Origin of the sequence: Caballeronia sp. LZ003 (assembly GCF_031451465.1) — a bacterium.
Lineage (GTDB): Bacteria > Pseudomonadota > Gammaproteobacteria > Burkholderiales > Burkholderiaceae > Caballeronia.
Genome location: NZ_JARUXJ010000004.1, coordinates 1,469,909 through 1,482,654 on the forward strand (window position 1 = coordinate 1,469,909; position 12,746 = coordinate 1,482,654).

The 12,746-nt window shown below is 58.8% G+C and carries 13 protein-coding genes; 7 read left to right on the plus strand and 6 right to left on the minus strand.

Translation table 11 applies throughout. The annotated features are described in order from the left end of the window. Positions 1-559: 559 nt before the first annotated feature. Complete coding sequence (locus tag QCE79_RS30495) at positions 560-1,759, plus strand: DNA-binding protein (protein ID WP_309850292.1); 1,200 nt, start codon at positions 560-562, stop codon at positions 1,757-1,759. A 21-nt stretch (positions 1,760-1,780) separates the two neighbouring features. Here the strand turns inward: QCE79_RS30495 and QCE79_RS30500 are convergent, their stop codons facing one another. After that, entirely contained in the window at positions 1,781-2,809 is a 1,029-nt protein-coding gene (locus tag QCE79_RS30500) for a tyrosine-type recombinase/integrase (RefSeq protein WP_250466365.1), read from the minus strand. A 178-nt stretch (positions 2,810-2,987) separates the two neighbouring features. On the opposite strand from QCE79_RS30500, the gene QCE79_RS30505 reads away from it, so the two are divergent. Then, positions 2,988-4,430 carry a DUF2252 domain-containing protein gene (locus QCE79_RS30505; RefSeq protein WP_309850295.1) on the plus strand — a complete coding sequence of 481 codons (1,443 nt, stop codon included), beginning with the start codon at positions 2,988-2,990 and terminating at the stop codon, positions 4,428-4,430. A 34-nt stretch (positions 4,431-4,464) separates the two neighbouring features. On the opposite strand, the gene QCE79_RS30510 is transcribed toward QCE79_RS30505, so the two are convergent. Beyond that, positions 4,465-4,821 carry a DUF2471 family protein gene (locus QCE79_RS30510; protein WP_250526479.1) on the minus strand — a complete coding sequence of 119 codons (357 nt, stop codon included), beginning with the start codon at positions 4,819-4,821 and terminating at the stop codon, positions 4,465-4,467. Between the two features lie 301 nt (positions 4,822-5,122). Beyond that, positions 5,123-5,725, minus strand: a complete 603-nt coding sequence (locus QCE79_RS30515) for an XRE family transcriptional regulator (RefSeq protein ID WP_309850298.1) — start codon at positions 5,723-5,725, stop codon at positions 5,123-5,125. Between the two features lie 158 nt (positions 5,726-5,883). On the opposite strand from QCE79_RS30515, the gene QCE79_RS30520 reads away from it, so the two are divergent. Beyond that, positions 5,884-7,086, plus strand: coding sequence for a glycine C-acetyltransferase (locus QCE79_RS30520; protein ID WP_309850304.1), 1,203 nt, complete (start codon positions 5,884-5,886; stop codon positions 7,084-7,086). 115 nt (positions 7,087-7,201) lie between these two features. Beyond that, positions 7,202-8,233 (plus strand): L-threonine 3-dehydrogenase, encoded by a 1,032-nt coding sequence (tdh, locus tag QCE79_RS30525; RefSeq protein WP_309850306.1) that lies wholly within the window; start codon positions 7,202-7,204, stop codon positions 8,231-8,233. Between the two features lie 11 nt (positions 8,234-8,244). On the opposite strand, the gene QCE79_RS30530 is transcribed toward tdh, so the two are convergent. Further along, positions 8,245-8,877: a YceI family protein gene (locus QCE79_RS30530; RefSeq protein WP_309850309.1), complete on the minus strand. Its 633-nt coding sequence runs from the start codon at positions 8,875-8,877 to the stop codon at positions 8,245-8,247. Positions 8,878-9,026: 149 nt separating this feature from the next. Here QCE79_RS30530 and QCE79_RS30535 point away from each other — a divergent pair, with 149 nt between their 5' ends. Then, positions 9,027-9,545: a hypothetical protein gene (locus QCE79_RS30535; protein WP_309850312.1), complete on the plus strand. Its 519-nt coding sequence runs from the start codon at positions 9,027-9,029 to the stop codon at positions 9,543-9,545. A 35-nt stretch (positions 9,546-9,580) separates the two neighbouring features. On the opposite strand, the gene QCE79_RS30540 is transcribed toward QCE79_RS30535, so the two are convergent. Beyond that, a complete protein-coding gene (locus QCE79_RS30540) occupies positions 9,581-9,817 on the minus strand; it encodes a DUF1272 domain-containing protein (protein WP_244829738.1) in 237 nt (78 codons plus the stop codon). A 157-nt stretch (positions 9,818-9,974) separates the two neighbouring features. Between QCE79_RS30540 and QCE79_RS30545 the strand changes: the two genes are divergently transcribed. Beyond that, positions 9,975-11,204, plus strand: coding sequence for a multidrug effflux MFS transporter (locus QCE79_RS30545; RefSeq protein ID WP_244828984.1), 1,230 nt, complete (start codon positions 9,975-9,977; stop codon positions 11,202-11,204). A 101-nt stretch (positions 11,205-11,305) separates the two neighbouring features. Then, positions 11,306-11,899: a nitroreductase family protein gene (locus tag QCE79_RS30550; RefSeq protein WP_250509745.1), complete on the plus strand. Its 594-nt coding sequence runs from the start codon at positions 11,306-11,308 to the stop codon at positions 11,897-11,899. 88 nt (positions 11,900-11,987) lie between these two features. On the opposite strand, the gene QCE79_RS30555 is transcribed toward QCE79_RS30550, so the two are convergent. Continuing rightward, a complete protein-coding gene (locus tag QCE79_RS30555) occupies positions 11,988-12,626 on the minus strand; it encodes an NADPH-dependent FMN reductase (protein WP_250493016.1) in 639 nt (212 codons plus the stop codon). Positions 12,627-12,746 lie beyond the last annotated feature (120 nt).

Consider the following 12,746-nt stretch of genomic DNA (forward strand, 5'->3'; position numbering starts at 1 on the left):
TTTCGACCACAATCCAACCATGGCGGGAGAACTGAGGCACTAAGCCCCCGGAAAATCTCACCTACATCAAAAACGGGCTCCCTGAATCCGCTCACCAAGCCTCCCGCGAGTCCTCACGTACGACCCTGAAGGACATCACCAGAGTGTCCCGAATAGCTTCACCTTCTATCCTGAAACATCTCACCCGACGGCCTGGAAAGCCTTATGCAGTAAGGCTTTGCCAAGGCGTTAACAGGGTTAACAAGGTTTCAAAGGTGTTTACTTTTATTACTCTCAAACGAGCCCCGCGAGCATCTGGCTCTAAACAAAACGATCCGTCCCGACTCTGTACGACGTGAAACCTCGCAAAAGCCAGTCGCAGCAGAAATTATTCAAGAATATCAACATGATAGATGGAAAAGCTAAGGATGTTTCACGCGCTGATGTTCAAAGCATTAAGATTTGCAGTACTCAGTCGGTGCCACCGCACATCGACAACTCTTGACGCGAGCGGATCTGCTGCCGTATAACGCTCAAAACGTAAAACGTACCGTTCGATACAAATGCGCTGGAAATTGATATGAAAATGGCGACTCGCGAGTCCTTGCGCGAAGAAATAGAACAGATGAGGGCGTCAGGCGCACGCAGGCAGGACTTGTCCATGCATGCGTGTAAGCGCCTGTTTTTCGATCTTGGCATTCGTCCGTCAGTTACGACGGTCCGAGAATTCACGCAGACGGGTAGCGCTGGCGACATTCCCAAAGACATTGAAGCGTTCTGGTCCACCGTGCGCTCGTCGATGCGCGTACGAATCGATGCCGGCGGGCTGCCTGCAGCCTTACAGGAGCGCGCTGGCGAGCTGCTCACGGAACTATTCGTACATGCGCAAGAAGAAGCCCGCTCGAAGCTGAATGCCGAGCGCACGCAAGTCGATGCCACTGTCAGCGCGGCTCAAATGCAAGCGCGCGAGGCCGAAAGCCGGAGGGAAGCGATCGAGCTTGCGCATCAGCAAGCAAAAGCGCATCTCGACACGGCGATGGCGCAAATCGCAAATCTTGAAGCCGACTTGAGAGTGGCCCGTGAGCAGCAGATCGATGCGCAGACAGGCCTGCGTGAGGTCATCGCGCGATTGGAAAAGGAAAACTCGTCCCTTTCTGATCGTCTTTCGCAAGAGCAAGCGCATGGCGCGCGGCTGCGCGAACGCATCGATGCGCTTCAGGACGAATCGCGTCGAAATAGCGAGCATTACGCGCAGCAGATAAAGGATGCAGTCAAGGAAGCGGAGCGCCGGGTCAAGCCCATGCTCGTCGAACTGGATGCGTTACGCGGCATGGCGGCGACGTATCAGGCCGGCACGCGAGAAGCAGGTCAGAAAGAATTCGAATTCATTCAACAACTTAGCGCCGCGAGGGGCCGCGCGGATCGGCTGGAATCGCAGGTCCGCACGCAGTCGGACGAGATCGATGCCTTGGTTCGCGAGCGAGACGCGCATCGCGTCAGAGCGGGCATGAGTGCCGAGATCGGCAAATTGCTGGCGTCGATGGCCCAGGACGGCCGACTGAACCCCGAAGAGTTGGCGGCGCTCGGCACCCAGGTCGATGCGTACTTCGTGACCCCCAACGCGTGCCCGGCCTGCGAAATCGGCGAGCCGGAATTGCAGCGTCACGAAGACGAGTTCGAGCTCTCTTGTCCGAATTGCGAGCGCACTTCGGGCGCCGCCGCGTCGAAGCTGGCCGCAATCGAAGGATTCATCGAAGCCCCGCGATTGAAGGCTGATTAGCCCGCACGCGGGTATCGAAGGTCAAAGGTGAGAGTTTTCGGGATCGATGAACCGATCTTCCATCCCGTCTTGCCCGCAAGCCTCGGCCATATCGCGCTCCCGTATTTGCTCACCCATCCAGTCCTGCCACGCCCGATGCAGGCGATGAACCGAGATCATCTGCTGGAATCCGAGCCATTGTCCAACGCGTTCAGGGTCCGTGCCGTTCTCGAAAAGTTCGGCCGCATAGGTATTGCGCAGCGTTTGCGGGCTCGCGCGCGCGGCGCGTGATTCGGCGATTCCCGCCGCTGCGACCACCGCATCGATGGCGCGCAGCATGGTCGCTTTGTGCATCGGCCGACCGGCGGGCGCGGCCGGGAAGAGCAGCGCGCCCGAGAGTCCGGCGACCTTTCGTTCGTCGATCCACCGATCCAGCACATCGACGGCAAAAGGCGCGAGCCGGGCCTGCCGAATCAGCATGGGATTCGAGGCGTCGACGGTGACATACGGCGCGCCGCGCGCATAGCAATCGATAGTGAGTTGCGCCGCCTCACCGGTCTTCACCCCTGCGCCTAGAAACACCGCGACGAGCGCTCGATCGCGAAGCTCGCGCCACCGCTGCACACTCGACAAAGCGCCAAGCGGCGCATCGAGTCGCGCGATCAGCAAGCCGCGTTCGTCATGCGTGAGAAAGCCGGTCGGCTCGTTGTCGCGTGCCTTGCGCCACGCCGCCTCGCCGTCCTGCGCGATGAATCGAGCCGGATTCGTCGACGCCGATTCGATCTCGCGCACGTGATCCAGCACGCGTTCGATCAAGCGTAGATAGCGCATGCGCTGTGGCCGCCGAATCTCGAGTTGAGAGACGAACTGCTCGATGACCGGTCGCTGCACCGTATGAAGCGTTGTGCGCCTGGCCGCGAGCCATTCAAGAAAGTTGCCCCATTGCGCCCGATAGACATCAGCCGACGATGCCCGGAACTGCTGTTGCGCGAGCCACGCATCGAAAGCAGCATGCGGGTCCGCTTGCCAGTCGGCGCGCTGTTGGTCGAAGAGATCGGTAGTGTTCGGCATGGTGTTCAAAGTGCGCTTCTAAGCGTCATGTTGCGTTGCGAACAGCGTCGGACTTCGGACTGATTCCGTCAAGGGCACTCTTCAGGATAAGTGTGGTGAAGTGTCTTGTAGCGGTGTTTGCAATCGTCGACTACTGTTTTCGATGTGACGTACTTCGAATAATAACGAGAGGTGATCCATGGGCGAAGGCTTCGCATCAGACTCGGGGCAATCGACGTCGACGTGGCAGGAACGCCGGGCTAGCGGACGTGCCGCGCGTCAGCGAACACCACGAGGCACGCAAGAGGCTGTCGGCGACATCGATCGCGATCCCATCGAGTTGCTGCGAATAAGCAGCATGGGTCGCGTCCCTGCGCTGATTCCGCTGCGATACGGCCGCATGTTGGCATCGCCCTTTGCTTTTTTTCGTGGCAGCGCGATTGTTCAGGCGCACGATCTGGCTAGTACACCTTCGAGTGGATTGACCGTTCAAATCTGCGGTGACTGCCACCTGTCAAACTTCGGCGGGTTCGCGACTCCCGAGCGTGCGCTCGTATTCGATCTGAACGATTTCGACGAAACCGCACAAGGTCCATGGGAATGGGACGTCAAGCGACTCGTCGCGAGCGTGGCGGTCGCGGGCAGGCATCTGGGCCACGGCCGTGCGGGCTCTGAAGCACTCTGCTTCGAAGCGGCCCAGAGCTATCAGCAGCACATGCGCGAGTATGCCGAGATGGGCGTGCTGGATCTTTGGTACGAACGAATTACGTTCGACAGGATGTACGACGATGTGCAAAACGAAGACGTGAAACGTCGGATCAAGCGCGGTAGCGAACGCGCGAGCCGGCGCACGCATGAAAAGCTGCTGCCGAAGCTCGCCGATCGATCGGGCGATGCCTGGCGAATTCGCGACGCGCCGCCCGCGATCTTTCATATTCGTGGCGCAAGCACGCTCGTCGACGAGGACGACGAGTGGATGAAGCTCGAAGGCGATTCGCACACGATCCTGACTCCGCTCATACGCGATTACGTTTCGACGCTGACATCCGAGCGCGCCGCGCTTTTGTCGCAATTCGCGCTTCAGGACATCGCTTTCAAAGTGGTTGGAGTGGGAAGTGTCGGAACGCGATGCTTCGTGTTGTTGCTTACCGATCATCTTGGTAAGGCGCTCTTCCTGCAGTTGAAAGAGGCATCGACGTCCGTGGTGGCGCGCTACGTCGGCGCGACAAAACATACGCACGACGGGCATCGCATCGTTCACGGGCAACGCCTGATGCAGGCGGCGAGCGATCCTTTTCTAGGCTGGGCGTCGGGCCCGGTTGGACGCCCGCTTTATGTTCGCCAACTGCGCGACATGAAAATATCCGCCGACCTCGAAACATTCAGCGGCGAGGCCTTTCGCGGATACGCGTCGCTATGCGGCTGGGCGCTCGCGCGCGCGCATGCCAAGGCAAGCGGCTGCGCGCTTGAGATATCCGGCTATCTGGGTTCGGGTGATCGCATGGCGGAAGTGCTCGTCCGATACGCGAGCTCCTATGCAGATCAAGTCGAAAAAGATTACGACGCGTTCCGCTTGGCCTGCCGCAGCGGCAAACTTATAGCCCGCACGGATGCGGACATGGCGGCGGACTTTGCCGCCTGATGACTAGCGATGTGCGGCGTGCATCGCTCGCATGTCAGTGTGCGGCGATGGCCAGTTGCGGTCGGCCTTGTCGTGCAGCGCATTCGTAAGCGTCGACGGCGAATGCGAATACTGCCGGCAAAGCGTCGGAAGAGGCGACATCGACCACGTCGTCGGTTTCGGGGAAATGGAAGTCGTCGGGGCGGGCAAAAAGTTCGCGCAACGCAGCCTCGTGCCGGCCAGCGAAGCCCAGGTCCGCCACGGCTTCCGCTTCGATGGCGTGCAGCAAACGCCAGGTCAGCGGCACGCCCAGATCGATGTATCGGCCCGCAATCTGCCGCGTAATGCGTTCCAGATCTTGTACCGCACGTGCAAACTGCTTCCTGCTGAGATGCTCGCCGTTCGACTCCATGATTCGCCCCTTCCGACTGGTCTTTATACTGTATAAATATACAGTACTTGCCGTCATGAAAGTAGGGTCTCGCCAGTCGCCTTGCGTGTATGTGCGGTTTCGCTTATCGGCGGTTCAGTCCTGCGTGGGAGTGCGCGGCGAGTAACGTAAGGCGGCCGCGCGACGCAGACGGATGCTACGTCTTCGCAGGACGCGCCAGAAATTTATGCGCATAAAGAAGTGCCATGCCACCGTTGCTGTGCGCTGGAGGAAGAGGCGGAGCACCTGCTCGCGGAAAACCGCAGACTCGCGAGTCGGGCCATTACCCATGTATAACCACGAGCAAAGCCTTTGCTTCTCCTCGCCCGACATTCCTAAAGACATGACCGTCGTAGGCAGCGTAACGTGCGGTTTCCCCCGCCTTCAGTCGCTTCGCAGCACCTGATGCTTCGATTTCGATCGCGCCATTTAACACGGTCAAATGCTCCCGCGTGCCTGGCTCATGCGCGTCCGAGATGAGCGCCGCACCCGCGTGCAACGTGAGCTCGTACCATTCGAATTTTCCAGCCAGCTCAATCGGTCCCCACACGCGAAGCTGATAGCCGCCGTTATCACCATTCAACGTAGGAATCTCATGCGGACCTGCAACGCGTATGACGTCACCGGCCTTCTGCTGCGCAAATAGCTGATCGAGGCTGATACCTAGTGCGTTCGTTAGCCGCCACGCCACGGCAATCGTCGGATTGGCCTTGTCCCGCTCGATCTCCGATAGCATCGATTTCGAAACGCCAGCGGCGCGGGATAAGTCATCGAGCGTCAATTTCCTTTCATTGCGTAGACGCTGAATCTGCTCGCCAACGCGTGGTGGCGCAGTTCCGCTGCCTGAGGAATCACCAGCCTTGCCGCTTGTGACAGAACTTGTCATGAACGCTGCATTCCCTTAGAGTGTTCGATATACTGGAAATCGGTTCGAAATACCGAACCTGTCCAATGCAATGAATGAACTATAACAGGGCTAAAGGTGTGGCCGAGCCTGGCTGGTCCGCATCGACTCCTAAACAGCCGGATACTGGAAAGATGCCGATGAAAGACCGATACCTCTCCCATTTGCGAACTACGCTTAACGAGATTCGCGCCGCCGGGTTTTACAAAAGCGAGCGGGTCATCGCTAGCCCGCAGTTCTCGGAGATCCGCCTTGCCAACGGGAGCACCGTCCTCAATTTTTGCGCGAACAATTATCTCGGTCTTGCGAACGACGCTCGCTTGGTCGAAGCCGCAAAAGCCGGACTTGAAGCAGATGGCTTTGGCATGGCATCCGTTCGCTTTATTTGCGGAACACAAACAGTCCACAAAGCGCTCGAACAACAAGTCGCGAAGTTTCTCCACTCCGACGACGCCATTCTTTACTCAAGCTGTTTTGACGCAAACGGCGGGCTCTTCGAGACGTTGCTGACCGAGGATGATGCAATCATCAGCGATGAGTTGAACCACGCGAGCATCATCGATGGCGTGCGTCTTTCCAAGGCAAAACGCTTGCGCTACAAGAACAACGATCTTGTAGACCTCGAAGCGCGCTTGAAGGAAGCCGATGCAGCCGGCGCCCGCTTCAAATTGATCGCAACTGACGGCGTGTTCTCGATGGACGGCATCATCGCCGATCTCGCTGGCATCTGCGATCTGGCTGAACGCTACGGCGCGCTGGTCATGGTCGACGACTCGCATGCCGTTGGATTCATCGGGGAGAACGGACGCGGGACGCCCGAGTATTGCGGCGTGCTCGATCGAATCGACATCATCACGGGTACGCTCGGCAAGGCGCTCGGTGGTGCGTCAGGCGGATATGTGGCTGCGCATCAGGAGATTATCGACTTGTTGCGGCAGCGCAGCCGGCCGTACCTGTTCTCGAACACGCTTGCGCCGAGCATTGCGGCAGCGTCGCTGAAAGTGCTTGAGTTGCTGGATAGCAATGAAGGCGCCGCGCTCCGGCGACGCGTTCGCGAAAACGGCGCGCGGTTTCGGCAAGCGATGACCGCTTTAGGTTTCGATCTAGTGCCCGGCGAGCATCCGATCATTCCCGTCATGCTTGGCGATGCACAACTCGCTTCGAAGATGGCCGACGCGCTTCTCGACGAAGGCGTTTATGTGATCGGATTTTCATACCCTGTCGTGCCAAAGGGCCGCGCGCGCATCCGCACGCAGATGAGCGCCGCCCACACCGCCGAACACATCGACCGCGCAGTCGATGCATTCGCGCGCGTGGGCCGCTCGCTTGGTGTGATCGGTTAGGACTCACGCCTCGCAGGGTCCTTTATGCGCATAAAGTCAGGACACGTCACGCGACCTTTAGATGCACGGCGCGGTTACAGGCAGCGCCGCGACACAACCGCCCGGAACACCAACAATGAAAGCACTCGCCAAACTCGAACGCACCCCCGGTCTTACCTTGACTCACGTCAAGCGGCCGGAAGTCGGACATAACGATGTCCTCATCCGCATCCGTAAGACTGCAATCTGCGGTACGGATATCCACATCTGGAAGTGGGATGACTGGGCGCAGAAGACGATACCGGTGCCGATGCACGTCGGACATGAATATGTCGGTGAGATCGTCGAGATGGGACAGGAAGTCCGCGGCTTTGCCATCGGCGATCGCGTTTCCGGCGAAGGTCACATCACATGCGGATTCTGCCGCAATTGCCGCGCAGGTCGACGTCACTTGTGTCGCAACACCGTTGGCGTCGGCGTGAATCGCGAAGGCGCGTTTGCCGAATACCTCGTGATCCCTGCCTTCAACGCGTTCAAGATTCCGCCTGATATCTCCGACGACCTTGCCGCGATCTTCGACCCCTTCGGCAATGCGACGCACACTGCCCTTTCGTTCAACCTTGTCGGCGAAGACGTGCTGATTACCGGCGCCGGACCCATTGGTGTAATGGCCGCCGCCATTGCGCGGCACGTCGGAGCACGCAATGTCGTCATTACGGACGTCAACGAATATCGTCTCGAACTTGCCCGCAAGATGGGTGCAACGCGAGCGGTCAACGTTTCCAAAAAAAATCTGCGCAATGTCATGCAAGAACTCGGCATGACCGAGGGGTTTGACGTCGGCCTGGAAATGTCCGGCGTACCGAGCGCTTTCACCGCCATGCTGGAAGCGATGAACCACGGCGGCAAAGTCGCTCTGCTCGGCATTCCACCCGCGCAAACTGCGATCGACTGGAATCAGGTTATCTTCAAAGGTCTGGAGATCAAAGGCATCTACGGGCGCGAAATGTTCGAGACTTGGTACAAGATGGTCGCAATGCTGCAAAGTGGTCTGGATCTTTCGCCGATCCTCACGCACACATTCCCCGTCGACGACTACCAGCGCGCGTTCGACACCATGCTTTCGGGCAACAGCGGCAAGGTCGTGCTCGACTGGACCGCGGCGTAAGTGTCAGCGCTTCACTGCTTTACTTTTGCGAACTCGGCCTGAATGGCGACGTGAACATCGTCGCCGACTGCCGGATACCACGTCGTCAGTCCGAACTGCGCGCGGCTGAAATGACCGTCGGCCGAGAAGCCTAACGTTTCCAGCTTGGTCAGTGGATCGACCGAATGCCCGTTGAACGTGACATCCAGAGTGACGGGTCGTGTCGTTCCGCGAATCGTGAGATTGCCTGCCAGTGTGCCCTTGTCGTTGCCCGTACGCGTGAAGCCGGTGCTGACGAATTCGATGTTCGGATAACGCGCGACATCGAACATGTCGGGGCCCTTCACCATCCGGTCGAGCAACGGCACATTCGTATTGACGCTCGCGGCGTCGATAGTCACATGCACCGTGCTCCCCGTCATGCCATCCGCGCTCCAGTCGAGCTGTCCGGCCGTCTTGTCGAAACGCATGACAAAGCGCGAATAATGAAGATGATCGACGTCGAAGCTCACATTCCAGTGATGCGCATCTAACTGATACATCCCGGGCGGCACACTCGATTCATTCGCGGACACACTGTGCGTGACGACGGCAAGCGGCGTGCATCCACTCGTTGCGATCAACGCGAATAGCGCGACGCATTGCAAGCTTTTCCAAACTTTCATCGATCTGTATCTCCTCGACGCGAAAAACGAGTTTCCTCCGAAACAGAAAAGTGCGCATTCGTCACGTGCGTGTCAGTTCATCACACGAAAATGGCACGATCAGGTAGAGTTCGCGACGACCTTCATCTCGAAAATAAGACGCCTAAATCATGCGCTCATGGCCACTCTGTTTCCGATTCGCTCGCGCCGCGTGTGCGGCGGTGCTCGCTGCGATCACGGTTTCTTGGACGCCGTCGGCGCACGCCGCGCTGTGCTCTGACGGCGTTTGGATCGATGCGATGATCGGCTCGCATCACGTTCATCCCGATAAGCACTTCGAGCAGTTCAATCCCGGCATTGGCGTGGAATGCTGGGTCTCGCCGCAATGGGCATTAACCGGCGGCTATTTCCGCAACTCGCTCTCAAAGCCTTCGTTTTACGGCGGCGGGGTCTGGGCGCCCGAGTTCCTTCACTGGGGCTTCGTGCGGCTCGCAGCCATGGGTGGCTTGATCTCCGGTTATGACTACGGCCGCTGGGGTATTGGCCACAATCACACGCTTGGCCCCGTGGCCGCGCCGCTCATCATGGTGGACTATAAGCGCGTGGGCGCGAACATCATCCTCATTCCGCCCATTCCTTCGAGCGACTTGCCGTTCACGCTCGGCTTTCAGATCAAGGTCAAGTTTTGACCGTCAAACTCGATTTTATACGGCATCCGAACTAATCAACGGCACGCTGGATTAAAGACTCGTTTCGTCGATGCCGGGTTCTTCTCCAGTTTCTCCGCCGGTCGTCGCGGACGCTTCACCAGTTCACCGCCGCAGTTCGGACACGTGCCCTTTAGCACTTGCTCGGTACAATCGCTGCAAAATGTGCATTCGAACGAGCAGATGAATGCCTCCGATGAAGCGGGCGACAAGTCCTTGTCGCAACATTCGCAACCGGGCCTTAATTCAAGCATTTTTTGCTCCTTTCTCCTCAGTGCTGCATTCATGGTCTCGAACCTGAGATCCTACCAATCCCCGCGCGTGCAGTGGACATTTACGCCAAATCCCGCTCATGCAGGCACAATACGTTGCGATGCCATCGCACATCGCCACCCGCTTCCCGACGCCTCCATGCCATCTGACATTCCCAGCCGCACCAGTACCGTCGCGCGCGTATCTAATTCGCCGCGCTATCTGTTGTTTCTCGTATGCCTGTTCGCTTCGGCAGGGCAGCTCGCAATCGACATCTACGTTCCTGCGCTGCCCGCCATGGCGCGCTTCTTCGATACCTCGCCGCAAGCGATCCAGTCGAGCGTATCCAGTTACATGGCCGCTTATGCGCTAGGCCAACTCGTATTTGGTCCGATAGCGGATGCATACGGCCGCAAGCCAGTGCTGGCCTTCGGACTCGTCGTCTATACGGTCGGCTGTCTGCTGTCACTCGTCGCGCCGAGCCTCGAAACATTCCTGTTGGCGCGCTGTCTGCAGGGCTTCGGCATTGCGGCCACCAATCTGCTCGCCAAGGCGATCATCACCGATTCATTCAAAGGCCAGGCGCTGCTGCACGCATTCACCTACATGTCGATTGCTTGGGGACTCGCGCCGATCATTGCGCCCGTGATCGGTGCGCACTTGCAGGAGTGGTTCGGCTGGAAGGCCTGTCTCGTGTTTCTGCTCGTGTATTCGATTGTCATGTGGGTGCTCGTGTGGCGTTATCGCGAGACATTACCCAAGCCTGTTCGACTCGAATTACGTACGCTCGTCGCGAACACGGGCAAGGTCTTGTCGAGCCCGGTTTTTCAGAGCTGCTTTCTTGCGCAAGGACTGTGCTACAGCATTCTGCTCGTGTTCAACATCGTCGGGCCTTTCATGGTGCAGAACACGTTGCATAAGCCGCCGACTTACTTCGGTTACCTCGCGCTTGGCATCGGCTTGATGTACTTTCTCGGCGGCCTGTCCAACCGTATTCACAGCCTGCGTCTGCCGACAGCAGAACAACGGCTCAAGTATGGCTCGCGGATCATGGCGGGCGCATCCATCGTGATGCTATTGCTTTCGTTGACGATAGGTCTGCAAGTGTGGACGCTTGCGCTACCGGTCCTCGTAATGGGCTTCTGCGCAGGCGCCATGTATCCGACATTGATGGCCAAGGGCAACTCGCTGTTTCCCCACATTGCTGGATTGACGAGCGCGATACTCGGTTGCGCATTGCTGCTCGTATCGGCGGTGATGATGGGACTCGCGGGCTTCGTATCGGTCCATATCCTCGCGCCCCTTGCAGCGTTCTTCGTGTTGCTTGGACTTACCGTCGTGTGGATGGTGACGAAGCTGCTCGCGCATCTCGAACAGATGAACGCCTGAAGCGACTTGTCCATGCCGCGCGCATCGGCGACACTTGATGCATTCCCTTGACTGCCAAGCTTCGCATATGAAGCATGGTCATATCCATCGAAGATAAACGCATGACACATCGTCCCGCTCCAACCGATATCGACATTCATCCGCTGCTTGCAGGGCGCTGGAGTCCGCGCGCGTATGCAGAGCAGCCCGTAGCGCATGAACAGGTAGTCGCGGTTCTGGAAGCCGCGCGCTGGGCGCCGTCCGCTTATAACGTTCAACCGTGGCGTTTCGTAGTGTTCGAGAAGGGCCAAGATGCAGCGGCCTTCGAGCGCGCATTCGCCACGCTCGTGCCGTTCAATCAGTCGTGGAACGCGCATGCGCAGGTGCTCATCGCCGTTCTTGCGGATACGCTCACGGCCAAAGGCACCATCAATCCAAGCGCGAGTTACGACGCGGGCGCCGCGGGTCTTGCCGTATTGTTGCAGGCGCATGCACTCGGCCTCGCCGCCCATGCGATGGGCGGCTTCGATGCAGCGAAATTGCGCGATACCTTCGCGATTCCCGAGCGCTATCAGGCTTTGAGCATGATCTCCATCGCGCATCATGGCGAGGCAGAGGCGTTGCCCGAAGCGCTTGCCGAACGTGAGCAGGCGCCACGTGCACGCCTTGCGCTGGACGAGATCGCCAAGTTCGGTGGATGGCCCGAATCGGCTTAGTGATAGCGAGCGCGAACAAGCCGTAGCGCCCATGAAAAAAAAGCCTTCGCCACGCACGGCGAAGGCTTTTTCGTTAAGGCGACGTCGTTTAACTCTGCGCGACGGCCACGCGTCGTTCGACATCGTGATAAGCGTCGCTATCGTGCGCGGCGAATGCGAGCGCAAAGCTCGATGCTTGACGGCCCACGGTGCGCAGCTGCTCGACGACCTTCGGGTCGGAGCACGTATCGGCGGTTTCAAAACGCGTTTCAAGCGTGTTGACGGTCGCACCGAAAGGCGTCGGCCAGCCGCGCAACGCGTGCACGATCGAACGCAGCGACGTCAGCACGGTGCCTGCTGCCTGCCATCCGTAAGCGGTCACGATGCTGCCGACTGCGCGCCCATCCAGATAAGGGCGTTCGTCCTCACGCAGCTCTTCCAGCGTATCCAGCGCGTTCTTGACCAGCCCCGAGATGCCGCCGTGATAGCCCGGCGTCGCGATGATCACTGCGTCGGCGATACGCACCGCCTCGATGAGTTCGTGCTGCTCGTCGGTCAGATTGCGATGCTCAGGCGCGTAGTGCGGCAGGCTATGCAGGAACGCGCCGCCGAACAACTGCACGCGCGCGCCGGATTCCTGTGCGCCGCGCAGCGAAAAAGCCAGCGCACGCTCGGTCGACGATGCCGGCCGCGTCGTTCCGCCGATACCGACAACCAGCGGCTGACGCGATGAGGTGTTTCGAGTCAAGGTGAACGCTCCATGAAAGGTAAAGCAGCGCGCGCGTTCGTTTTACGGCGAGCCGACAGACTAAACATGATAGCCAGCGAACGTGCGTATCGGAACGCATGATTTGCGCTAAGGATATTC